Source organism: Streptomyces sp. NBC_00466, assembly GCF_041433995.1.
Taxonomy (GTDB): Bacteria; Actinomycetota; Actinomycetes; order Streptomycetales; family Streptomycetaceae; genus Streptomyces.
In genome coordinates this window covers 4166818-4189827 of sequence record NZ_CP107896.1, presented here as the reverse complement: position 1 = coordinate 4189827, position 23010 = coordinate 4166818, and the positions used below count along the sequence as shown (strand labels likewise).

General features: G+C 70.5%; 23 protein-coding genes. 9 read left to right on the top strand and 14 right to left on the bottom strand.

Annotated features, from left to right (window positions below; all coding sequences use genetic code 11):
- Positions 1 to 6: 6 nt before the first annotated feature.
- Entirely contained in the window at positions 7 to 267 is a 261-nt protein-coding gene (locus OG210_RS18825; RefSeq protein WP_328327462.1) for a hypothetical protein, read from the bottom strand.
- Positions 268 to 571: 304 nt separating this feature from the next.
- On the opposite strand from OG210_RS18825, the gene OG210_RS18820 reads away from it, so the two are divergent.
- Both OG210_RS18820 and OG210_RS18815 read left to right on the top strand, forming a co-directional pair.
- Complete coding sequence (locus OG210_RS18820; protein ID WP_371537797.1) at positions 572 to 3493, top strand: BTAD domain-containing putative transcriptional regulator; 2922 nt, start codon at positions 572 to 574, stop codon at positions 3491 to 3493.
- Between the two features lie 199 nt (positions 3494 to 3692).
- Entirely contained in the window at positions 3693 to 4538 is an 846-nt protein-coding gene (locus OG210_RS18815; RefSeq protein WP_328327466.1) for an EamA family transporter, read from the top strand.
- Between the two features lie 46 nt (positions 4539 to 4584).
- Here OG210_RS18815 and OG210_RS18810 read toward each other — a convergent pair whose 3' ends face one another.
- From OG210_RS18810 to OG210_RS18785, 6 genes are all read right to left on the bottom strand, one after another.
- Positions 4585 to 5310, bottom strand: coding sequence for a dienelactone hydrolase family protein (locus tag OG210_RS18810; protein ID WP_328327468.1), 726 nt, complete (start codon positions 5308 to 5310; stop codon positions 4585 to 4587).
- Positions 5311 to 5834: 524 nt separating this feature from the next.
- Positions 5835 to 6386: a DinB family protein gene (locus OG210_RS18805; RefSeq protein WP_328327470.1), complete on the bottom strand. Its 552-nt coding sequence runs from the start codon at positions 6384 to 6386 to the stop codon at positions 5835 to 5837.
- Between the two features lie 198 nt (positions 6387 to 6584).
- A complete protein-coding gene (locus tag OG210_RS18800; RefSeq protein ID WP_328327473.1) occupies positions 6585 to 7028 on the bottom strand; it encodes an SRPBCC family protein in 444 nt (147 codons plus the stop codon).
- A 23-nt stretch (positions 7029 to 7051) separates the two neighbouring features.
- Entirely contained in the window at positions 7052 to 7828 is a 777-nt protein-coding gene (locus OG210_RS18795) for an SDR family oxidoreductase (protein ID WP_328327475.1), read from the bottom strand.
- A gap of 116 nt (positions 7829 to 7944) precedes the next feature.
- Positions 7945 to 8370, bottom strand: a complete 426-nt coding sequence (locus OG210_RS18790) for an ATP-binding protein (protein WP_328327477.1) — start codon at positions 8368 to 8370, stop codon at positions 7945 to 7947.
- Positions 8370 to 8648: a hypothetical protein gene (locus OG210_RS18785; protein WP_328327479.1), complete on the bottom strand. Its 279-nt coding sequence runs from the start codon at positions 8646 to 8648 to the stop codon at positions 8370 to 8372. Before OG210_RS18785 ends, OG210_RS18790 begins: the two co-directional genes overlap by 1 nt.
- A gap of 178 nt (positions 8649 to 8826) precedes the next feature.
- On the opposite strand from OG210_RS18785, the gene OG210_RS18780 reads away from it, so the two are divergent.
- From OG210_RS18780 to OG210_RS18770, 3 genes are all read left to right on the top strand, one after another.
- The gene (locus tag OG210_RS18780; RefSeq protein ID WP_328327481.1) at positions 8827 to 9651 is read left to right on the top strand and encodes a helix-turn-helix transcriptional regulator; all 825 of its coding nucleotides are present in this window, start codon (positions 8827 to 8829) and stop codon (positions 9649 to 9651) included.
- Positions 9632 to 9862: a DUF397 domain-containing protein gene (locus OG210_RS18775; RefSeq protein ID WP_328327483.1), complete on the top strand. Its 231-nt coding sequence runs from the start codon at positions 9632 to 9634 to the stop codon at positions 9860 to 9862. The genes OG210_RS18780 and OG210_RS18775 overlap by 20 nt, the downstream gene beginning before the upstream one ends.
- A gap of 75 nt (positions 9863 to 9937) precedes the next feature.
- A complete protein-coding gene (locus OG210_RS18770; RefSeq protein WP_371537790.1) occupies positions 9938 to 11131 on the top strand; it encodes an acyl-CoA dehydrogenase family protein in 1194 nt (397 codons plus the stop codon).
- A 15-nt stretch (positions 11132 to 11146) separates the two neighbouring features.
- On the opposite strand, the gene OG210_RS18765 is transcribed toward OG210_RS18770, so the two are convergent.
- On the bottom strand, positions 11147 to 12256 hold the full coding sequence (locus tag OG210_RS18765) for an NAD(P)/FAD-dependent oxidoreductase (protein WP_371537787.1): 1110 nt from the start codon (positions 12254 to 12256) through the stop codon (positions 11147 to 11149).
- Between the two features lie 143 nt (positions 12257 to 12399).
- Here OG210_RS18765 and OG210_RS18760 point away from each other — a divergent pair, with 143 nt between their 5' ends.
- Positions 12400 to 13779 carry a chloride channel protein gene (locus OG210_RS18760; RefSeq protein WP_371537784.1) on the top strand — a complete coding sequence of 460 codons (1380 nt, stop codon included), beginning with the start codon at positions 12400 to 12402 and terminating at the stop codon, positions 13777 to 13779.
- A gap of 27 nt (positions 13780 to 13806) precedes the next feature.
- On the opposite strand, the gene OG210_RS18755 is transcribed toward OG210_RS18760, so the two are convergent.
- On the bottom strand, positions 13807 to 14619 hold the full coding sequence (locus OG210_RS18755; protein ID WP_328327491.1) for a helix-turn-helix domain-containing protein: 813 nt from the start codon (positions 14617 to 14619) through the stop codon (positions 13807 to 13809).
- A gap of 257 nt (positions 14620 to 14876) precedes the next feature.
- Here OG210_RS18755 and OG210_RS18750 point away from each other — a divergent pair, with 257 nt between their 5' ends.
- Complete coding sequence (locus OG210_RS18750) at positions 14877 to 16127, top strand: S53 family peptidase (protein ID WP_328327493.1); 1251 nt, start codon at positions 14877 to 14879, stop codon at positions 16125 to 16127.
- Positions 16128 to 16265: 138 nt separating this feature from the next.
- Here the strand turns inward: OG210_RS18750 and OG210_RS18745 are convergent, their stop codons facing one another.
- Together OG210_RS18745 and OG210_RS18740 are read right to left on the bottom strand one after the other, a co-directional pair.
- Positions 16266 to 17045: an SDR family NAD(P)-dependent oxidoreductase gene (locus OG210_RS18745; protein WP_371537781.1), complete on the bottom strand. Its 780-nt coding sequence runs from the start codon at positions 17043 to 17045 to the stop codon at positions 16266 to 16268.
- A gap of 7 nt (positions 17046 to 17052) precedes the next feature.
- Entirely contained in the window at positions 17053 to 18210 is a 1158-nt protein-coding gene (locus tag OG210_RS18740; protein ID WP_328335460.1) for a serine hydrolase domain-containing protein, read from the bottom strand.
- A gap of 233 nt (positions 18211 to 18443) precedes the next feature.
- Here OG210_RS18740 and OG210_RS18735 point away from each other — a divergent pair, with 233 nt between their 5' ends.
- Complete coding sequence (locus tag OG210_RS18735; RefSeq protein ID WP_328327497.1) at positions 18444 to 19673, top strand: MFS transporter; 1230 nt, start codon at positions 18444 to 18446, stop codon at positions 19671 to 19673.
- 59 nt (positions 19674 to 19732) lie between these two features.
- On the opposite strand, the gene OG210_RS18730 is transcribed toward OG210_RS18735, so the two are convergent.
- Genes OG210_RS18730 through OG210_RS18720 form a run of 3 tightly spaced genes read right to left on the bottom strand, consistent with a single transcriptional unit; the run spans position 19733 to position 22309 of the window.
- Complete coding sequence (locus OG210_RS18730; RefSeq protein ID WP_328327499.1) at positions 19733 to 20500, bottom strand: ABC transporter ATP-binding protein; 768 nt, start codon at positions 20498 to 20500, stop codon at positions 19733 to 19735.
- Positions 20488 to 21249: a cobalt ECF transporter T component CbiQ gene (cbiQ, locus tag OG210_RS18725; protein ID WP_328327501.1), complete on the bottom strand. Its 762-nt coding sequence runs from the start codon at positions 21247 to 21249 to the stop codon at positions 20488 to 20490. The genes OG210_RS18730 and cbiQ overlap by 13 nt, the downstream gene beginning before the upstream one ends.
- Before the next feature lies 1 nt (position 21250).
- Positions 21251 to 22309, bottom strand: a complete 1059-nt coding sequence (locus OG210_RS18720) for an energy-coupling factor ABC transporter permease (protein ID WP_328327503.1) — start codon at positions 22307 to 22309, stop codon at positions 21251 to 21253.
- A gap of 233 nt (positions 22310 to 22542) precedes the next feature.
- On the opposite strand from OG210_RS18720, the gene OG210_RS18715 reads away from it, so the two are divergent.
- The gene (locus tag OG210_RS18715; RefSeq protein ID WP_328327505.1) at positions 22543 to 22995 is read left to right on the top strand and encodes an SsgA family sporulation/cell division regulator; all 453 of its coding nucleotides are present in this window, start codon (positions 22543 to 22545) and stop codon (positions 22993 to 22995) included.
- Positions 22996 to 23010 lie beyond the last annotated feature (15 nt).

The window sequence follows — 23010 nt, the reverse complement described above, 5'->3', positions numbered from 1 at the left end:
TGGAGATCAGTAGTTGCAGTCGGGAAGACTGCCCTTGGCGGCGCTGTTGTCCACGTAGGGAGCGTAGGTCCACCCGTACACGTGCTCCGAGAACCCGAGGTCGTTGTGGTACTCGGCGATGGTGTGGTACCAGATGGTCCCGAAACCCAGGTCCTTCCCCCGGGTGCTGTAGCAGTCGACGTCGATCCCGTCATGCTTGGTGGGGTCGAGGTCCTTGGCGACCTTGTCGTTGTTGTTGATCACGCCGTAGTCCCCGTACACACCCACTATGTGACTGGTACTCAGCCGGATACCCACATCCGCGCTCGCCGGGGTGGCGGCCCACCCCGGCCGTGGCTATGGGCCGACCAGCGCCGTGGTCGCAGCCAGCTTCTTGCCCATACGCATGACTTCCTCCTGATCGCGTGACGGTGTCGCGGGCACGATGGCCGCGATCGCCGTGTGGCCTGACGAAGGGGACGCTATGGACACGGATCCGTCGGCCGTCCTAGATTCGTCCTAGTGCGAGGTCAGCCGGGGGAACGGGGATCGGCGCCGATCGTCAAGTGCTGGGGGGCGCATGAGATTCGGCGTGCTGGGGCCGTTACACGCCCAGATCACCGGACGCGAGGTCCGGTTGGACGGACCGCGGCAGGCCAAGATGCTGGCCGCGCTTCTGATCGACGTGAACAAGACCGTCGCCATGGAACGGCTCGTCGCCGTGATGTGGGACGGGAAAGTGCCCGCTACTGCGGTCCGTCAGGTCCAGGACGCTCTCTCCGGGCTGCGCCGCAACCTCATCGCGTGCGGAGCACCCGGCTCCTTGATCAGTAGGCGGCGTGGCGGCTACCAGATCCGCCTGGCCCCGGATCAGCTCGACCTGCTGGAGTTCGACCACGCGCGGGACCTCGCCGAACGGCACACTGCCCCGTTCGAGACAGCTGTCGCGTTACGGAGGGCGCTGGCCTGCTGGCGCGGTAACGCCCTGGCCGACATCTCCAGCCGGGCCCTGGAGGCCGATGCGGCACGGCTGAACGAGAAGCGCGCGGCCACGCACAAACAGTGCCTGGGCATCGAACTCGGCCTGGGGCGTCATCGTGAGGTCATCGAGGGGCTGACCGCCCTGCTCCGCGAGCACCCCTACGACGAGCAGGTTGCCGAACACCTGATGACCGCCCTCTACCGGTGCAGACGACAGGGCGAGGCGCTGCAGGTGTACGAGCGGCTGCGCCGGACACTGGCCGACGAACTCGGCGTCGATCCCACCCCGTCGGCCCAGGCGCTTCATCGGCGCATCCTGACCGCCGATCCCGCCCTGTCGGCTCCGGCCCCGGCAAGCGTTCCACCGGACACGCCACCGGAGAGCCCCGACGCGGCAGCCACCGGGCCGGTCATGGCACTGCCGGTGCGCCAACTGCCGCTCGACGTACCCGACTTCGTGGGCCGGGCGGAAGCGCTGGCCGAGCTCGCCGGACTGCTCGACGTCCCGGCGTCGAACCGGGCTCCGGTGGCCGTCATCGTGGGCGGCCCCGGTATCGGCAAGTCCTGTCTGGTGACGCACGCCGCACGGCTGGCGAGCGCCGCCTTCCCCGACGGCCAGCTCTACCTCAACCTCGCGGCCACATCGGACGAGCCCCGGAATCCGGGGCTGATGCTGGCCGAGGCGCTGCGCGCGCTCTCGATCGCCGGCAGTGCGATCCCGGACAGCCTGTCCGAACGGGCAGCGCTGTACCGGTCGTTGCTGGCGGACCGCCGGATGCTGGTAGTGCTGGACGATGCCGGTCGCGCCGATCAGGTGCTGCCGTTGCTGCCCGGGGCCGAGGGCTGCGCGGTGTTGATCACCAGCCGCACTCTGCTGACGCAGCTTCCCGGGGCCCGGCACATCGACCTGGACGTGCTGAGCACGGCCGAGGCGCGGGAAATGTTCACCGGAATTGTCGGACGGCGGCGAGTCGAGCGGGAACCGGCGGAGGCCGGGGCGATCCTCGACTGCTGCGGCAATCTGCCGCTGGCGATCCGGATCGCCAGCGCCAAGCTCACCGGCCGCCCAGCCTGGTCGTTGCGGGTGCTGCGGGAACGGATCGAGGACGAATCCCGGCGGCTGGCCGAGCTGAGGATCGGGGACCTCAGCGTGCGAGCCAGCGTCGAACTGAGCTTACGGCTGCTCCCGGCCGACGCGGTGCGCGCGCTGAGCCTGCTGGGTCTGCTCGGCGCCTACACCCTGCCCGGCTGGGTGGTTGGCCCGCTGCTGGACCGCTCGGATGCCGAGGAGGTACTGGACACCCTCGTCGATGCCAGCCTGGTGCGGCTGACCTCCACCGACGCCATCGGCCAGCCGCGCTACCGGCTGCACGACCTGATCAGGACCTGTGCCGTGGAGATCGCCGCCCCGCTGCCGGCGACGGACAAGCGGGACGCGATCATCCGGGTGCTGTCCGCCTGGCTCGATCTGACCGGGCGCGCCACCGATCGGCTGCCGGCCGGGCTGCTGGCTGCCGCGCCCGGTTCGGCGCCACGACGGTCGCTTCCCGACGCGGTCGTGGACCGGCTGCTGGCCGACCCCGCCGGCTGGTTCGACGCGGAACGCGACAACCTGCTCGGCGCGGTGAAACTGGCCGTGGACTGGGGACTGGACGAGTTGGCCTGGGAGCTGGCGGCAGGACCGCTGACCTACTACGACCACCGGTGCCTGTATCAGGACTGGGAGCACGGGCACCGGCTCGCGCTGGACGCGGCCGAGGCCGCCGGCAACATGCGCGGCGCATCGGTGCTGCTACGCGGTCTTGGCCAGCTGCACATCTACCGGGACGAGTTCGACGGGGCGACCCGTGCCCTGGAGTCCTCCGCCGGGCTGTGCCAGGACACCGGGGACAAGAACGGCGAAGCGCTGTCGGTGGCGATGCTGGGCACGGTCAGCCGGGTACAAGGCCGTTACAACGAGGCCGTCGAGCAGGTCGAGCAGGCGCTGGCGATCGCGGTCGGTGAGGGCGACCGGCACCTCGAAGCGCAACTGTCCTGTTCGATAGCCGTGATGCGGCTCATGCAGGGTGAACTGGACGAGGCGCAGACCTGGTTCGACAGGGCATTGCACCAGGCCAGAGCGCTCGACGACGGACATCGGGTGGCGGTCGTGCTACGGCGGTTCAGCCGGCTGCACGATCGGCGCGGTGATCCGGACAAGGCGCTGCGCTGCCTGTGGCAGGCGTTGGCCACCTTCGAGGAACTGGCCGACGAGCGATGCGCCGCGTACACGCTGCTGGAAGTCGGCCGCGTGTACGCCGGTCGGCACGACCGGGCCCAGGCAAGCCCGGCGCTGGAGCGCGCGGCGGACCTGTTCCACCGGCACGGCGACCGTCAGGACGAGGCCGCGTGCTGGCAGCTGATCGGCGACCTGGACGCCGCCGCCGGCCTCCATGACCTGGCACGCCGACACCACGGGCGGGCGCTGCGGCTGTGGCAGACGATCGACGGCATGAACCGGACGGAGGCTCCAGCGCGACCGTCATCGCCGTGACCCGGCGGACGCCTCGCGACCAGGACACCCGTCCTGAGCACCGCGAGTTCGCGTGGTACGTACACCGGACGTTAGCGTTACGGGCCATGAGCACTTCCGAACCTCCTGCCGGTCCCCGGTTCGCCGAGGCGCTGCGTGAACCGAAGCCGGTGGTCGAGTACGCGGGCGCCGCCCCGGCCGATGTCCTGGAGCCCGCCGCGTGACCCCCGTGGTCATCCTCGCCGTCGTCATCGCGGCGATAACGCACGCCAGTTGGAACGCCATCGCCCACCACATCAAGGATCAGCTGGTCTCCTTCACGCTGATCTCCGGGGGCGGGCTGCTGGTCGGCGTGGCGGGCGCGCTGTTCGTCCCCTTCCCTGCCGCCGCCGCGTGGCCGTTCCTGCTGGTCTCGGCCGCGCTGCACGTCACGTACATGCTGCTGCTGATGCGGTCGTTCACCCTCGGCGACTTCGGCCAGATGTACCCGATCGCGCGCGGCACCGCGCCGCTCGTGGTGACCGTGCTGGCCGCGGCCTTCGTCCATGAGATCCCGAACGGCTGGCAGCTGGCGGGGGTGGCGGTGGCCTGCGCCGGGCTTGTCGGCGTGGCCCTCTGGGGCCTGAAGGGGTCCCGCCCGCAGTGGCCGGCGATCACCGCGGCGCTCGCCACCGGCCTGGCCATCGCCTCGTACACCACGGTCGACGGAGTCGGCGTCCGCGACTCGGGCTCATCGCTGGGCTATATCGCCTGGCTGATGATCCTGGAGGGCATCGCCATCCCGGCGTACGCGCTGTACCGGCGCCGTGGCCAACTGGCCTCCCAGGTGCGCCCGTACGCCACCACCGGGCTGGTCGGCGGTGCGATGTCGGTGGTCGCGTACGGGCTGGTCCTGTGGGCCCAGACTCGCGCCCCGCTCGCCCCGATCGCCGCGCTGCGGGAGTCGTCGATCATCGTGGGCGCGGCGATCGGCGCGCTCTTCTTCAAGGAGAAGTTCGGGGCCCCGAGGATCGCGGCGGCCGGCCTGATGGTGGTCGGCATCGGGCTGATGCTGCATACGGCTTAGCTGTCGGCTCCGTAGATCCTTCGGGGCTGAGCTTGGACTGACCAGATCACTCCGTCACGGGCAGGCACTCGGCGAGCAGGTCGACGACGTCGCGCCAGGCTCGCTGCGCGTGCCGTGGGTGGTAGCCGACGCCGGGGACCATGGGATGGTCGACCGGCGGGTGGTGGAAGGCGTGCAAGGCGCCGCCATAGACCACGAGGCGCCAGTCGACGCCCGCGGCCTGCATCTCGGCGGTGAACGCGTCCCGCTGCGCGGGCGGCATGATCGGGTCTTCCGACCCGACCCCGGCCCACACCGGGCAGCGAATGCGCGCCGCCTCGCCCGGCCGGCCTGTGGTCAGTGCGTTGACTGTCCCGATCACGCGCAGGCTGACGCCGCCGCGCCCGAGTTCCAGCCCAATGGCGCCCCCGGTGCCGTAGCCGACGGCGGCGATCCGGTCGGGGTCGGTCCGCGGTTCGGCGCGCAACACGTCGAGCGCCGCATGGCCGATACCCCGCATCCGGTCGGGGTCGGCGAGCAGCGGCATGCAACGGGCCAGCATTTCCTCGGGGTCACCCAAATAGCGCCCGCCGTGAAGATCGAAGGCCAGCGCTACATATCCCAGCTCGGCGAGAGCATCGGCCCGGCGGCGCTCAACGTCGCTGAGCCCCATGCCCTCCGGTCCGAGCAGCACCGCGGGCCGGCGGTCGGCACCGGCCGGGAGCGCGAGGTGCCCGATCATCGTCAAACCGTCGGCCGGGTACTCGACTGTGCGCGTGGTAATCGTCGTCATGAGACTGGACCGTAGTGATCGTCGAGTCCGGTCGGGCCGGGGTTCGCCGCTGGCAGATTCGCCGCTGGCAGAACAAAACAGCGCGGGTGCCCCTCTGAAATGCGCCGATGGCTCACAGGATCCGGTTCTGACACCGGGGCCGGACGGCACGTACCTGAAACAGGCCTGCTGCTAAGGGTTCTGGCGGCCGCGTCGGAACATGCCGGAGAGCGCCCCCAGGCCGGGGCGCTGGCTCAGGTAGTCGAGGGAAAGTCCCACACCACGGCCGAGCCACCCGAATGTCCTCACCAGGAACTCGTCCACAGCGTCCTTCTCCCTACGATCCCTACGACAGGCGTTTTCTTGTCAGACGCGGCCAGTGCCCGGCAGGTTGCCCGTTGATGCAGGTCAAGGCGGCTTCTTCCGCCAAATCTGTGTCCCGGACGAGCCCGGCGCCGGCCGCCTGATCCGGCGACCGGCGGCAGAGCGGCCAGTGGGGTGCGCAGCCAGTGGGGGTGCGCGCCCAGTGAGGCACGCGCCCCTGATCAGCCCATGCTCTTCGCGCCGTCCAGGGATTCGCGGATGATGTCGGCGTGACCGGCGTGCTGGGCGGTCTCGGCGATGATGTGGAGCAGCACCCGGCGAGCCGACCACCGCGCACTGGCTTCGAACCACGGAGCCTTCGGCAGCGGGTGGCTGACGTTCAGGTCGGGCAGCTTGGCGACCAGCTCGTCGGTCCGGTCCGCCACATCGGCGTACCCGGCCAGGACACCGGCCAGCGTCTCACCGGGCAGCATGCTGAACTCGTCGGACCGCCGGGCCCAGTCGGCCTCGGTCATCTTCGTGAAGTCGGGCATCGACGAAGGGCCTTCCAGGATGAAGGTCGCCCAGCTCCGCTCGACCGAGGTGACGTGCTTGATGAGGCCGCCCAGGCACAGCTCGCTCGCGGTGGGGCTCAACCCGGCCTGCTCGTCCGTGAGGTCGCGGGTGGTGAAGCGCAGGAAGTGCCGCTGCTTGGCAAGCGCCTCCAGCAGGTCGGCAGTCTCCCCGGTCGCCTCTGCCGGGTTCTGCTGGTTGGTCGGCTCGTTGACGGTCATGGTGCCCTGCCTTCAGTTGTCCCTGTTCCTTCGGCCAAGGACCAAGTTAGAGCTCATAGCGGTCACGTCATGGCCTATATCGAGAAGCCAACTCGGCGTGCCGGTGAGGGTTTGCCGACGAAGGGGAAAGCACTCTCCGCGGCGCGCCCTCCGTGCTCCGTACGCGCACGCCGCGGTGAGTGGGAGCGACCGACCGGCTCAGCCCTCGGAGAAGCGCTTCCGCAGGGCGTCCAGACCAGCGCCATAGGTGCCGTCGCCGAAGATCGACTCCACCTGCGGCACCACCTCGTCCGCACCCTGGTAGACGGCGGACCACCGGACCTCGGCGCCGTCGGCGTGCGGGTGCACGGCGAGCGTCGCCACGAACTCGGCGACCGGCAGCATCACCGGGGGCAGGAGGGCGTAGCGGTACCACCGGGCTTCCGCGTCGCGGTCCACCAGGCGCTCACGGGCGACGATCTCGCCATCGACCGTGAAGACCCGTACGGCACCGGGGACTCCGGGGTCGGCGCCGTCCTCCATGGTGGACGGCTGTATGTACGGGTGCCAGTCGGCGAGGCCGCCGAAGTCACTGATGGCGGCCCACACTTGGTCGGGAGTGGCCGCGAGCACGGTGGAACGCTCCAACGTCCGCGGTTTCATGGACGTCTCCTCATCACGGGCGATCACCATGTGCGGTCACCGCGCAGGACCGCGTCGGCACCGCCGTCGGCGAAGACGACCTGTCCGGTCACATGGGTGTTCTCCGGCGAGGTCAGCCAGGCGATGAGCGGGGTGATCTGTTCGGGGCGGGCATGGCCGTGCAACGGCATCGGCACGGCCTGCTCGACGACCTTCCGCATCTCCGGGTCGTCCAGCATCGACTGGGTCATGGGCGTGGTGATCACGCCGGGGCCGACGGCGTTGAGCGGGATGCCCGCCCCGGCCCAGTCGTCGGTGATGGCCGCGCGCCGGATCCAGCGGGAGATCGCGGCCTTGGACGAGGCGTAGACGAGCTGCCCTTCCCCCCGGTCGACGGCCGCCCGGGAAGCGGCCACCGCCGCCTCCTCGTCACCGGCGAGTGCGGCGTCCACGATCGCGGAGTCGGTCGGGTGGACGGAGTCGATCGAGCTGATGACCAGGGCCCGCGGATCGGTACCGGCGGCCAGCAGCGGGCGCAGCCCCTCCAGCGTGGCCACGGCGCCGAAGTGGTTGACCTTGATGGTGAGCGGATCGAACTGTGCGATACCGGCGCAGGCGACGACGGCGTCGAGCCGTCCGCCGCTCAGCTCCCGGGCCCGGCTGACGAGTACGGCCCGGCCGTCGTCCGTGGACAGGTCGGCGGAGATATCGCTGTCCTTGAGATCAGCCCCGATGACGGTGTGCCCCCGCGTCCGCAGGAGGGCCGCGGTGGCCTTGCCTATGCCGGAGGAGGCTCCGGTGACCAGATAGGTACGGGACATGGTTCGCTCCTTCGCGTGCCCAGAAGTAAGGCGACTGCCTCACCAACGTACACCCACCATTAAGGCGGACGCCTTACGGTGGGTGCCTCGCCGTGGAGTCCATGACCAGCGGGAACTCAGCGGCACACCCCTTCCTCCCGCAGTGCGCACTCCGCCCAGACGACCTTGCCGGGCCCGACCCGTTCACCGAATCCCCAGGCATCGGCGACCGCGTCCACCAGGTGCAGGCCCCGCCCGCCGACCGCGTCCTCGTCCGGATCGGCCATGCGGGGAGGCACGGACGACGCGTCGTGCACCTCGATACGGATACCGCGTCCGCGCCCGTCCAGCAGGAAGCGGGTCTCGATCTCCCGCCCCGGCGAGACCACGGCATGCCGCCCGGCATTGGTCAGCAGCTCGGAGAGGACGAGCGAAGCCGCGTCCGTGAGCGGTGCGAGGCCCCAGCCCTCCAGTGCGGTACGGAGTTCCGTACGCGCCCGAGCGACACAGGCGGGGTGCCGGCTCCACCGCCGTACGACCGCACTCTCGGCGATCCGCTCCATCACCGCACCACCACACCGTGCAGCGGGCAGGGCGGCCCGACCTCGACGCCGTGCAGGTCGAACCACGCGATCCGGCTGTACTCCAGCCGCTCGTACGCCAGCGCGGAGAACGAGCCCAGATTGGGCCGGAGCCGGTGCCCCAGCGGCAGATACGCCCGGCATACGAGGAGACGGCGGCGACGGACCACGATCGGGGGCGGCGGGGCGGGCCGCCGCCCCGCCGCCCGGTTGAGCAATCGGGCCACCGGGGCGACGAGACGGGCAATAAACTTGGGCATGTTGACGCTCCTGGTTCTGGTGGGCGTTGGCCACGCCCCCGGACCGTTGCTGCGGTCGCGGGGGTCCCGTGCGTTCCTGTCGCACTGTGACGAATAACTCACAGCCTGTGGCTTGCGTCGCTACGCTTCTAGGGGTTTCGACCTGACAACGCGAGCTTCAAGTACAGGAGTTGGTCCCGTGTCCGGAGCACCCAAGTCGCGCTCGATCCGGCAGAAGTACGGCGAGGAACTGAGAATCCGGCGCATCGCTGCCGGGCTGACGCAGGAGGCGGTGAGCGAGGGGGTGGTCTGCTCCCCGACACTGATCAGTCACTACGAAGCGGGGCGCCGCCTGCCCACCCCCGACGACGCGCAGCGCCTGGACCTGGTCCTGGGGACGGACGGGTTCTTCGCCCGATGGCTGAAGGACCTCGATTCGAAGTACGCGGAACACTTCGCTGCCGCAGCCGAGTTGGAGAAGCTGGCGCAAGAAATCAAGCAGTACGGGGCTTCACTCGTACCTGGTTTGCTTCAGACAGAGGCCTACGCCCAAGCGGTCCTCCGCGCGTACCGCCCGAACTACAAGGCGGAAGAACTTGACCAGCTCGTAGTCAATCGCGTTGAGCGCGCGCGAATCCTCGCTGATCCGGTGGACCCCGTAATCTGGACCCTCCTGGACGAGGCAGTACTGCGGCGTCGGGTTGGTGGCCCGGCAGCCATGGCCGCCCAGCTACGCAAGATCGCGGACATGGCGGAGACCGGCCGCCTGCGTGTGCATGTGGTGCCATTCGGCGCCGGGGAGCACGCGCTCATGGAGGGCATGGTGTCCCTGATGAGTTTCGCTGACGCCGCGCCGGTGGCCTACGTCGAGGGACTGTGCACGGGCAGCTTGATGGACGATCCCGCACTGGTGAGCGAGTGCCGGGCGGCCTACGATCTTGTCCTGGGCGATGCGCTCTCATTCAAGGAGTCAGTGGCGCTGATCAGGGCGGTATCAAGGGAGCATGAACGTGACCAGCAGTGAGCTTGGCATAGCCGAAGCAACGGGTATGTGCAGGTGGCGCAAGTCCAGTTACAGCGGCGGCGGCAACGGCGACTGCCTCGAAGTGGCCGACGGTTACGCCGACATCCCCGTCCGCGACTCCAAGAACCCCCACGGCCCGGCCCTCACTTTCCGGGCCGACGGCTGGACCGCGTTCGTCTCCGCGGTGAAGACTGGGCGCATCACCCCGTAACGCGAACAGCTCTGGCCGGGACCCGGTTGTCAGGGCGTTCGGGCTTGCTCTGTTCCCTCCCGGAGAGGTGCATACATGACGACCGCCGAATCCACCGCGCCCCACGACATACCCACGCTCCTCTCAGCCATCGGCGCACGACGCCAGGAACTCGCCGACACCGGGCTCCGAAGCGACCGGGACAACACCGATCCCTCGGACAACCTGGCGCTCCTCTCCGAGTTGGGCGCCGCCCGCATACTCGTACCCGCCGCCTACGGCGGTCTGTGGGACGGGACGGCACTCGGTGGCATCGGCGCTTTCACCCGTGCCATCGCTGAGATCAGCGCCGGGGACGGCCCCACCGGTCAGAACTGGGCCACCACCGGACTCGTCAGCCGCGAGATCTTCGACGAGAGCAGCGCCCTGCCCGAGGAGACCCGCAAGGAGCTGGCCGACCGGCTGCTGAACAAGGGCCTGAGGCTCGTCGCGTCCAACGCCGAGACGGGTGTGAACGGCAAGGTCACCGCCCGGCCCGTGGACGGCGGCGTGATCCTCAGCGGGACCAAGTCCTTCAACACCAACAGTGGCGGCCTCGGTATCGCCAACGTCGGATGCGTCCTGCAAGGAGAGCAGCCCGGCCGGCATCACGTGCTGGTGGAACTGGGCCACCCCGACGTCGAACTGCACGGCGACTGGGACAATATGGGCCAGCGCGGTACCCGCAGCCAGACCATCACCTATCACGACGTCTTCGTACCCGACGGCTGGCACTATGCCGCGCACACGCCGTCCCCGGCATTCCTCGGCGCGGTGATGCTCCTGCACTCCGGCCTGATGCAGGGCATCGGCGACGGCGCCCTCGACGCCCTGATCCAGTACGTCCGCACGATGAAGCGCGGCGCGCTCCCCCAGTACGCCACCGCGGCCGATGACCCCCTGATCCTGCGGAGGGTCGGCGATCTGTCGAGCCGGCTGGCCGCATCCCGTGCGCTGCTGTTCGCCGCGGCCGACCGGATCGAGGCCGCCGCCGACGACAACGTTGCCGTTATTTCGGTGGAGTGCTTCCGCGCCAAGGTCGCCTGCGTGGAAGCGTCCCTTGAGGCAGCCGGAAGTATGCACGAGGTGACCGGAGCACGCAGCACCTCGAACGCGTACCGGCTCGACCGCTTCTGGCGCAACGCCCGCACGTTCGCCTCGCACGACCCCATCGATGCCAAGAACGTCTACGTCGGCATGTTCGAGGTGACCGGTGAAATCCCGCCCCTCTCAACGATCTTCCGCTTCTGAAAATCAGCTGGGCCGTCACAGGGAAAACCGCTCCGGGCGGAAGTCCGCCAGCATCGCCTCTCTCTTCCCGCTGGCGATCTCCGAAGCGAGCAGTCGGCCGATGATCGGGCCGAGCGTGATGCCGCTGTGGGTGACGGCCTCGTAGTAGCCCGGCACGGACGGTACGGCTCCCACTGAGGGGAATCCGTCGGCCGGGATGGGCCGGTTGGAGATCCGGGTCTCGGTGATGCGGGAGTTGCCCAGCTCGGGAACGACGTGCCGCGCCGATTCGTGGAGCAGCCGGGCGAGTTCCGCCGGCTCCTCGCCGGTGTCGATGAGTGCGTCGATCTCGCGGCTGTGGAGGACCACCGAAGCGTCTCCGTCGGGACGGATCTCGATGTGCGGCGCGTGCATGGCCCGGCGGACCGGGACTTGGGCACAGCTGATCCGGGTGACGGCGCCGGGTTCGTGGCGCATCGGCAAGTCCCGTGCGACGAACCCGGCGACGTGGGAGGCGCGGGGACCTGCCGCGTTTACGACGGCGTCGACGTCGAGACAGCTCCCGTCGGACAGAGCGACTGTCCTGACGCTCCCGTCGGCGCCGGTGCCGATGTCACGGACGGCCGTGCCGGACCGGAGCTCGGCGCCCGATGCGACGGCCCGGCCGACCAGGTGGCCGACGAGATGACGGCCGTGCACCCAGGCTTCGTCGGGGTAGAAAACGACCAGAACCTCGTCGGGCAGCGTGAGAGCAGGTTCGAGGCGGCGGCGCACCTCTGCCCCCGTGCACACCTCGACCCGGTAGTCCCAGCCGGTCAGTAGTTCAGCTGTTTTCAGGAGCGTCGTCTCCGCTGCGGCATCGTCCGCCCAGCGCAGGTGGCCGCTGGGATGCCACCACGAGTCCGGCCCGATGGTCCTGGCAAGCTCCCGGTACGCCGCCATGCCCGCGACGTTCAGGTCGAAGTAGGACCTGCGCGCGGTCTTGTTGCTGGCGTTGACCCACGAGAAAGACCAGTTGGTGACGGATTCGCCCGGCCGGCCCGCGTCGATGAAGACCACCCTGACGCCCTGCCGGGACAGGTTCCAGCCCACGCAGGCTCCGAGGATGCCCACTCCGATGACAGCAACACGTTCAGGTCGCTTCATGGATCCGATCCTAGGGATGCGCGCGCCGAGCCGCTCGGCCAGACGGCCCGTTAATACCCGCAAATATCCGCATTGCTGGCATTATCGTCAGGCAGTCGATCCGTCCCGGAGAGCCCGGGCAGCAGCCCTGAGGAGACGCTCTGATGTCAGCGGACGAGCCAGCCGCAGACCAGCAAGCCGCCCTGCTCGCCGATCCGTTCGGGCCGTTGCGGAGCAGGGGATATCTCAAGCTCCTCGTCCTCACCGCGCTCTTCGGTGTGGTCCTCTCCGCCGGTGCCTACGGTTTTCTGGAAGCCGTCCACTACCTCCAGGAGGCCGTCTTCACCGACCTGCCCCACGGGCTCGGGCTTGACAGCGTTCCTGTCTGGTGGCCGGTGCCCATGCTCGCCATCGCCGGGGTGCTGGTCGCCTTGACCGTGCGGTATCTGCCGGGCAACGGCGGCCACCAGCCCGCCGAAGGGCTCAAGACCAAGGGGACCGCCTCCGCCGCCGAGCTGCCCGGCATCCTGCTCGCCGCCGTCGCCTCCCTCGCGTTCGGTGCGGTCATCGGGCCGGAGGCGCCCATGATCGCGCTGGGCGGCGGTGTCGCCCTGTACGGGTTCCGGCTCCTGCGGCCCGGCTCCACCGCGACGGAACAGGGACTCGTGGCGGCGGCCGGCAGCTTCGCCGCCATCAGTGCGCTGCTGGGTTCGCCGCTGGTGGGGGCCTTTCTGCTGATGGAGGCCTCCGGGCTGGCCGGGCCGATGCTCGGGATCGTGCTCGTCCCCGGGCTGCTGGCCGCCGGGATCGGCTCGCTGATCTTCACCGGGCTCGGCACCTGGACGGGTGTCGGCGCCGGAACGCTGGCCATCCCGAACCTGCCCCACGCGGGACGCCCCGACGTCGCCCAGTTCGGATACGCGCTGGTCATCGGAATCGCCGCCGCGCTCCTCGGTACGGGGGTCCACCGCATGGCGCTGCGGCTGCAACCTGGAGTGAACCGGCGGCGGATGGTGTGGACACCGGTGATCGGCCTGGCCGTGGCGGGGCTGGCCATCGCCTACGCCGAAGGGTCCGGGAAGGCGGCGTCCGACGTGCTGTTCTCCGGGCAGAGCGCGCTGCCGCACCTCCTGCTCAGCACCAGCTCGTACTCCCTCGGCGCACTGGTGCTGCTCCTCGTCTGCAAGAGCCTCGCGTACTGCGTGTCGCTGGCTGCCTTCCGCGGCGGCCCGATCTTCCCGGCGCTGTTCCTCGGCGCGGCGGGCGGGATCGCACTGTCGCATCTCCCGGGGCTGCCGTTCGTCTCCGCTGCCGCGATGGGGATGGGCGCGCTGGCGGTGGCGCTGCTCCGGCTGCCGCTGACCTCCGTCATGCTGGCCACGCTGCTGCTGGGACATGACGGCGTCACTGTCATGCCGCTGGTGATCGTGGCAGTGGTGGTCTGCCACGTCGTGTCGGCACGGCTCAACCCGCCGCCGGTGGAGGGCGAGGCCACCCCGACGGGCACCCCGACGGCGGCCCCGTCCTCGCCCTCGGCCGCCTGACCCGACGGGGCCACGGTCAGCACAGCTTCACGCCGCCCGGCCGTGCTCCGTGGCGCCCTCCCAGACCGTCAGAAACGCCAGTCGCAGGCATCCCGCGAGCGCCGGGTGCTCGATGAACAAGGTGGTGGTGGAGCCCGCGCCGGCCACCGGGTCGGGCATGTCGCACAGCACCAGAGAGGAGTCGGCGACAACCAGCTTCAGCGGCAGTCCGGGGGTGAAGCGGGCCTGCTCCCCCGCGTCGGCGAAGCGTCGTATGTGCTCCACGGTCCCGGGGTTGTCCAGCGCGTCGTCGAGGTAGATGGCACGGACCGCGCCGCCCGCCCGGTGCAGCCGGCGGACGGCCTTGATGCCTTCGGTGTTCTCCTCGGGGGCGACGAACGGGGGCTTGCAGAAGGTCAACAGCTCGTGCTGGGCCTGCTGCTGGATGTCGGCGAAGCGTTCGGCGATCGCCTTCGGGTCGCGCAGGATCTCGATGTAGTCCAGCGGATCGGTGTGCACCCGCCCGTCGGACCAGAGCGGCTGCAGCACGGCGGCCAGCCCCTCCGAGACCCGCTCCAACCGGTCCACGGACTCGCGTTGAAGAGCCATCAGGCGGGCCACGGCCAGCTCCGGGGTGACGGCGGAATATGTGGCGACCCGCCCGGGGTGGGTGGTGGCGAGCCGACGCCGTACCAGTGCGTCCAGGACGTCGTAGACCCGCTGGCGCGGTACGTCCGCCTCGCGGGCCGCCTCGGCGGCCGTGTACGAATCACGCCTGATGAGAGCGAGATAGACACGTGCCTCGTACCGCGCGAGGCCGAGCGCCACCAGATCGCTGATCGGTCCTTCTTCCAACTCCATGGCAACACAAGGTATATGCCGGGTGGCGAGAGTCGAGAGGAAGGCTTTACCAACGCCAGGTAGCCAGTTGGGCAGGCGATTGAATAGCTTTCTTTTTAGCCACCACTCATCGGGGTGGCACCAGTCGAGTGAACAGCGCCACCCTCAGGCTCCACGGCGTTCTGTCCGGATCAATTCCTTGTTGTGTGCGTTGTCATGCACTTGACATGAATGCCGGATGTCCGCCCGGACACCCACCCCCCACGGAGGGCAGTTCCTTGCAATCACACCGCAGAATCGGCCTGCTGCGCCGCGGCGCACCGGCCCTGCTGTCAGCAGTGGCACTCATATCCGGCGGCCTCGTTGCCGCCTCGCAGGCGTCCGCGTTCGCGTCGACGGGCTCCGCGGCACCGGCCGCATCCACGGTGCACACGCACCGGCTCTGCTCACAACCGTCCAAGCCCGGCTACATGGCGTGCAACGCGGTGGCCCGCACCGACATCAAGCAGCAGAAGTCGCTCGGCCGCAACGCCGCCCCCTCCGGCTTCGGCCCCAGCGACCTGCAGGCCGCCTACAACCTCCCCGCGGACAGCGGCGCGGGCCAGACGGTCGCGATCGTCGACGCCAACGACGACCCCAACGCCGAGCAGGACCTGGCGAGTTACCGGTCCCAGTACGGCCTGCCCGACTGCACCACCGACAACGGCTGCTTCAAGAAGATCGACCAGGACGGCGGCTCCAGCTACCCGGCGCCTGACGCCGGCTGGGCCGGAGAGATCTCCCTCGACGTCGACATGGTCAGCGCGGCCTGCCCCCAGTGCCACATCCTGCTCGTCGAGGCCAATTCCGCCAGCATGGACGACCTCGGCGCGGCCGTGAACCAGGCCGTCAAGCAGGGTGCCAAGTACGTCTCCAACAGCTACGGCGGCAGCGAGGACCCCAGCGACACGCAGGCGGACGACCAGTACTTCAACCACCCCGGCGTCGCCATCACCGTGAGCTCCGGTGACAGCGGCTACGGCGTGGAGTACCCGGCCGCCTCCCAGTACGTCACCTCGGTCGGCGGCACCTCGCTCAAGAAGGACAGCAGCACGCGCGGCTGGTCCGAGTCCGTCTGGGGCACCAGCGCGGGCGGCGAGGGAGCAGGCTCCGGCTGCTCCCAGTACGACGCGAAGCCGTCCTGGCAGAAGGACGCCGACTGCGCCAAGCGCGCCGTCGCGGACGTGTCGTCCGTCGCCGACCCGGCCACCGGCCTCGCGGTCTACGACACCTACCAGGCAGACGGCTGGAACGTCTACGGCGGCACCAGCGCCGCGTCGCCGTTCATCGCGGCCGTCTACGCTCTCGCCGGCACCCCCGGCGCGAGTGACACCCCCGCGTCGTACCCGTACGCCCACACCGGCTCCCTCAACGACGTCACCACCGGGGCCAACGGGTCGTGCAGCGACTACCTGTGCAAGGCGGGCCAGGGCTACGACGGCCCGACCGGTCTCGGTACGCCGAACGGCACCGCGGCCTTCACCAAGTAACCCGTACCCCCGGCTCAACACGCCCACGGGGGCGACGCGGTGACCACGGCGACGTGACCACCGCACCGCGAACGCAGCGGGCCCGGACCGGCAACCCCGGTCCGGGTCCGCTGTCATGCCCGGCCCCTGAGCCTGTCGTCAGCGCAGCGAGTTGCGCAGCCCCAGGTTGCTGCCCAGCAGGCCACCGTCCACCGGCAGCGTCACCCCGGTGATCCACGCGGCGTCCCGCGACGCCAGGAACGCGATCGCCGCCGCGATGTCATCCGGCACTCCCACCCGGCCCAACGGGTACTGTTTCGCGGCCTGTTCGAGGGGCGACTCCACACCGCGCGACGCCCACACGTCCGTGTGGATCGTGCCCGGCGCCACCAGGTTGACCCGGACCCCGCGCGGCGCCGCGTGGCCCGCGAGGGTCCGGGTCAGGCTGGTCAGGCCCGCCTTCGCCGCGCTGTACGCGTGGTTGCCGAAGTCCTGGGCGCCGTTGACCGAGCCGACACTGACGATCGCGCCCCGGCCGCCCGCCGCCGCGAGATGCGGCATGGCGGCGCGCGAGACACGGAAGGCGCCGCTCAGCGTGGCGTCCAGGTCCCGGTGCCAGGACTCGTCGTCCTCGTCCTCGAAGAGCGGGGCGTCCGGCGAGCAGGCGTACGCGTTGTTGACCAGGACGTCGAGTGCGCCGAACTCGGCCACCGCGTACGCCACCGCCGCATCGACGGCGGACCGGTCGGTGACATCGCAGGTGAACGGCAGCGCGCCCGGCAGCGCCGCCGCCGTCTTCTCCGCGCGGTCCCCGTCCAGATCGGTGACCAGGACGCGGGCGCCCTCGTCGGTGAAGCGGCGGGCGGTGGCCGCGCCGATTCCCCTGCCGGCGCCGGTGATCAGGACCGCGTAACCCTCGAACCGCCTCGTGATATCCATACGGCGATCATGTCGCCGAGCGCACCGCCCTGACCAGGGCCTGGGCGCGCGGATCGGCGGTGACGCCCTTCTGGAGCGCGTTGGTCACATACCCCAGCGCGACCCCCGACTCCGGATCCGCGAAGCCGAGCGAGCCGCCCCGGCCCGGGTGGCCGAACGAGCCGGGGCCGAGCAGCGGGGCCGACGGGCCGTGCAGCATGAAGCCGAGGCCGAAGCGGGTGCTGACGACGAGTACGCGGTCCGGGCCCGACGACTCCTCGCTGCGGGCCAGGGCGAGGGTGGCGGGGGCGAAGAGGCGGCTGCCGTTGTCGACGCGGCCGATCATCGCGGCGTAGACGCGGGCCAGGGCGCGGGCAGTGGAAATGCCGCCGGAGCCCGGGAGTTCGGCGGCGCGGTAGGCCGGGTCGTTCTCGTCCGGGAACGGCTCGATGGCACCGAAGGCGCGGCTGGTCAGCGAGGAGGGGTCCTGGTACGCGTCGCTGACGGACCGCTTCGGCTTGAGCTTGAGGCCGCTGCCGACCGGCGGCGCGGCGACGGTGCCGATCCGGCCGACGCGGTGCGCCTCCTCGGCGGGCAGGCCGACCCAGAAGTCGATGTCGAGGGGACGGGCGATCTCCTCGGCGATCCAGCGGCCGATGGTGCGGCCGGTGACCCGCCGGACGAGTTCGCTCAGCAGCCAGCTGTACGTCTGCGCGTGGTAGCCGTGCTCGGTGCCGGGCTCCCAGACGGCCTGCTGGGCGGCGACGGCGCGTGGGCCCGACACCCCGTCGATGGCCTCGGCGGGGGTGAGGGGGTGGTCGATGAGGGGTACCCCGGTGCGGTGGGCCAGGAAGTGCCGGACGAGGGCGCGTTCCTTGCCGCCCGCCTTGAACTCCGGCCAGTACGTGGAGACGGGGGCGTCGAGGTCCAGCTGGCCGCGCTGGTGCAGGAGCAGCGGGACGGCGGCGGCCACCCCCTTGGTCGCGGACCTGACGACCTGGGCGGTGTCCAGGGCCCAGGGCTCGGCACCGTCCACGTCCTTCGTACCGGCCCAGAGGTCGACGACCTTGTGACCGTCGCGGTAGACGGTGACGGCGGCGCCGCGCTCCGCACGGTGCGTGAAGTTCCGTACGAAGGCGTCCCGGACCGCCTCGAATCCGTCCGCCACTGTGCCCTGGACGTCCACCACGTCGCGCTCCCACATCTACCTGTACGCCCGGACTGGCGTACAGGGTCCATGGTGCGGTGCGGCACTGCCGGTGAGTGCCGGGGGGGTGGGTCTTCCGTGTGACCCGGAGGGGTGGGTCTCCCGTGTGGCGGGGGGAGACAGCCTAGAGTCCGCTGAGTCCCCACGATCTGACGAATGACCGTACGGGCCCCGGACAGAGAAGCCCCGGACAGGAGAAAGCAGGTCCCGCCATGCCGACCCCATCCGACCGTGTGGCCTCCCCGGCGGGGAAGCCGGGCGGCAACCGGCGGTTCGCGGCGCCCGTGGTGGCCTTCGCCTTCTGGATCACGATGGTGGGGACCACCGTGCCCACGCCCCTCTACCCGCTGTACGAGAACGCATTCGGCTTCTCGCCCCTCACGGTCACCGTGATCTTCGCCGTCTACGCGATCGGGGTAGTCGTCGGGCTGCTGACCTTCGGGCGCCTGTCGGACCAGATCGGGCGCCGTCCGGTGCTGGTGGCCGCGACCGTGCTGTCCGTCTGCGCCGCCGTGGTCTTCCTGGTCGCAGGGGATGTGCCGGTCCTGCTGTTCGGCCGTGTGCTGTCCGGCTTCTCCGCGGCGCTGGTGACCGGCGCCGGCACGGCGGCGCTCACCGAGCTGATGCCGCAGGACGGCAGGGTGCGCCCCGCCACGGTGGCGCTCTTCGCCAATATGGGCGGACTGGCCTGTGGCCCGCTGCTCGCCGGGGTCCTGGCCGATACGGCGCCCGCCCCGCTGCGTACACCGTGGGCCGTCTCGCTGGTCCTCACGGCGCTCGCCGTCGCCGGTCTCGCGGCCACCCCGGAGACCGTGCGCCACCGCACCGGATTCACCTTCCGGCTCCAGCCGCTGCACGTCCCGGCGGAGATCCGCTCGGACTTCCTGCGGTCGGCGATGGTCACCGGGACCGGGTTCGCGGTGCTCGGGGTGCTCACCGCCGTGACCGGGCTGTTCGTCGGCGGCGTGCTGCACGACACGAATCACACGCTCACCGGGGCCGTCGTCTTCACCGCGTTCGTCTGCACCGCGCTGGGCCAGCTGCTGATCCGCCGGCTCGGGTCCGGGGCGGCGCTGACCGTGGCCTGTGCGGGGCTGATCGGCGCGGCGGCGCTCATCGCGACCGCCATGGTGACCGAGACCCTGGCCGCGCTGATCGTCGGCGCCGCGGTGAACGGCCTGGCGACCGGTATCGCCATCGGCTACGGACTCGGCACCATCACCACCCGCAGCGATCCGGAGCACCGGGGCGCCGCGGTGTCGACGTTCTTCGCGATCCTGTACACGATGCTCGCCGTCCCCTCGATCGGCGTCGGCGTACTGATCCACGCCACCAGCCTGCGGCCCGCCGGAGAGGTGTTCAGCTGCGCGGTGGCGCTGCTGGCCCTCGCCGTACTGGTGAGCCTGGCGGCCGGCCGCACGAGGAAGGGCGCAGGCGCCTGACCGGGTACGGCCGGGGTGCCGCTCAGACCGCCGCGCGCGGGAAGCCCGAAGGCGCCGGCTCAGACCGCCGCGCGCGGGTTGAAGCCGAACGGCAGCTCAAGCCGGTGCGCCTGCATCAGCGCCTCGTCCGCCAGGATGTCCCCGGTCGGCCCGTCGCCGACGATCACGCCGTCGCTGAGCACCACGGCGCGCGGGCACAGTTCCAGCGCGTACGGCAGGTCGTGCGTCACCATCAGCACCGTCACCTCCAACGACCGCAGGATGTCGGCGAGTTCACGGCGGGATGCCGGGTCGAGGTTGGAGGACGGCTCGTCCAGGACCAGGATCTCCGGCTCCATCGCGAGGACGGTCGCGACCGCGACACGGCGGCGCTGGCCGTACGAGAGGTGGTGCGGGGGGCGGTCCGCGTAGGACTCCATCCCGACCTGGGTGAGCGCCGCGACGACCCGCGCCTCCAGCTCCGGGCCGCGCAGCCCGGCGGCGGCCGGGCCGAACGCGACGTCCTCGCGGACCGTCGGCATGAACAGCTGGTCGTCGGGGTCCTGGAAGACGATGCCGACGCGGCGCCGGATCTCCGCGAGGTTGGCCTTGGCGACCGGCAGCCCGGCCACCGAGACCGTGCCGGCGCCGCCGGTGAGGATGCCGTTGAGGTGCAGGACGAGTGTGGTCTTGCCCGCGCCGTTGGGCCCGAGCAGGGCGACCCGCTGGCCGCGTTCGACGGCCAGGTCGACCCCGAAGAGCGCCTGGTGGCCGTCGGGGTAGGCGTACGCGAGGCCGGCGATCTCCAGGGAGGGCGGGGCGGTGGGGGTCGTAGTCACAAGGTCCATCCCAGCAGACAGACGCAGAGCGCGGCGACGGGGAGTGCCGCGGCGGACCGCCACTGCGCTCCCGACGCCGTCACTTCGTCGATGACCGGCATGGTCCCGGTGTATCCCCGGCTGACCATGGCCAGATGTACGCGCTCGCCCCGTTCGTAGGAGCGGATGAAGAGCGCCCCGGCCGACTTGCCGAGCACCCCCCACTGCCGTACGCCGCGCGCCTCGAAGCCGCGTGAGCGGCGGGCGATCGACATCCGGCGCATCTCGTCGGTGATCACGTCGCCGTACCGGATCATGAAGGACGCGATCTGCACCAGCATCGGCGGGAGTTTCAGCCGCTGGAGCCCGAGAAGCAGCGCGCGCAGTTCGGTGGTGGACGCCAGGAGTACGGAAGCGGCGACGCCGAGCGTGCCCTTGGCCAGTACGTTCCAGGCGCCCCAGAGTCCGGGCTCGCTGACCGAGAGGCCCAGCACGTGGACCTGGTCGCCGGGGACGACGAACGGCATGAGCACCGCGAAGGCCACGAACGGGATCTCGATGAGCAGCCGCTTGAGCAGGAACCCGGCCGGGATGCGGGCCACCGCGGTCACCCCCGCGAGCAGCACCGCGTACAGCGCGAACGCCCACATCGCCTCGCGCGGGGTGGAGACCACCACGATCACGAAGGTGAACACGGCGGCGAGTTTGCAGTGCGGCGGCAGGTCGTGGACCGGGGAGTGGCCGTGCCGGTAGAGCTTGTGCGCGTGACCGGCGCCCATGTCAGACGGCTCCCGCGTTCGGGCCGGCCGGGGCGGCCTGCGTACGGCGGCGGCGGACCGCCCAGAAGACACCGCTGCCCACGACGACCGTGGCGCCGACGCCGATCAGCCCGGCGAGACCGCCGGAGAGCCGGGCGTCGGAGATGTCCTTGACGCCGTACCCGGCGAGCGGGGAGTCCCCGGTGTGGTGCGGCTGCTCCTTGGCGTCGATGCCCTTGTCGTGGGCGACCTTCTCCAGGCCGTCGGGGCTGGCGGACGCGTAGAAGGAGACGAACCCGGCCAGTACGAGGGCGGTGATCAGCCCGATGCCCCAGATCTTGCGGGTCGACCGGGCGGAGCGGGCGGCGGCCGGGACCGGCTCGGCGGCGGGCGCGTCGATGAGTTCGCCGCCCACCCGGAGCTTGAGCGGGGCGGTCAGCCCGCGGGCGCCGTACACCAGGTCGGGGCGGACGGCGATCACGGCGCCCACGGTGAGTGCGGTGATCGCGGCCTCGCCGATGCCGATGAGGACATGGACGCCGACCATCGCGGTCAGCACCTTGCCGACCGGGACGTCGGTGGTGCCGCCGAGCGCGTACATCGCGGTGAAGGCGAGCGCGGCGCACGGCACGGAGAGCAGCGCGGCGACGAAGGAGGCGGCGGTGATCGAGCTGCGGCGGCGGGGCAGCACCTTGACCAGGCCGCGGAAGACGGCATACGCGACGACGGTCGTCACGATGGCCATGTCCGTGATGTTGACCCCGAGGGCCGTGAGCCCGCCGTCGGCGAAGAGGATGCCCTGCATCAGCAGGACGACGGAAACGCAGAGCACCCCGGTGTACGGGCCGACCAGGATCGCGGCGAGTGCGCCACCCAGCAGATGGCCGCTGGTGCCGGCGGCGACGGGGAAGTTCAGCATCTGCACGGAGAAGATGAAGGCCGCGACCAGGCCGGCCAACGGCGCGGTGCGCTCGTCCAGCTCACGGCGCGCGCCCCGGAGGCTCACGGCGATCGCGCCCGCGGCGATTACACCGGTCACCGCCGATACGGGGGCGTTGATGAATCCGTCGGGGACATGCATGTGGTGACTCTCTCCTCGCGATGGCGCACCGGCGGTGGTGAACCGTTCGATGATAGAGCCTTGTTGCGAATGGTTCGCAAGAGCGCCTCGGCCCCAGCTGCGGCGCGGTAGCGGTGGCCGAGCGGTGGCATCCCTGTCAAAATATGGGACATTGGATGACAAATAACCCCATAGGGTTCCGGCTCATCTGTGGATACCGCCGGATCACCGGACCACTGATCAAGGGAGCGCACATGTCCCCCGCCGTCGAGGTGCCTGTACGAGGTCATGTGGTGACGGACGTCCCCGGCCAGTGGTCGGTGGTCCACATCGCGCTCCAGTACGACCCCGAGGGTGACCCCGGCGCCGTGCGCTTCCTCTTCCCCGGCGGTGGCGGCGAGTGGGTCTTCGCCAGGGACCTGCTCGAAGCGGGGCTGCGGACGCCCCGGCGCTCCGGCGACATCGGGATCTGGCCGTGCGGGCGGGCCCAGGTGGTCCTTGAGTTCTACTCGCCGGACGGTGTGACGGTGGTGCAGTTCGACAACGCGCCGCTGATCCGGTTCCTGCGCAGGACCCATGCGGCCGTCCCCCAGGAAACCGAACATGCCGAGAGGGCCGCCCGCAGGGAAGCGCTCCGCGAGGACGCGCCCCTGGAGCAGCAGGAAGCCCCCCATGCCGTGGGGCATGGAGGGCCGCTGCGGACCTGAGCCGGACAGGACCGT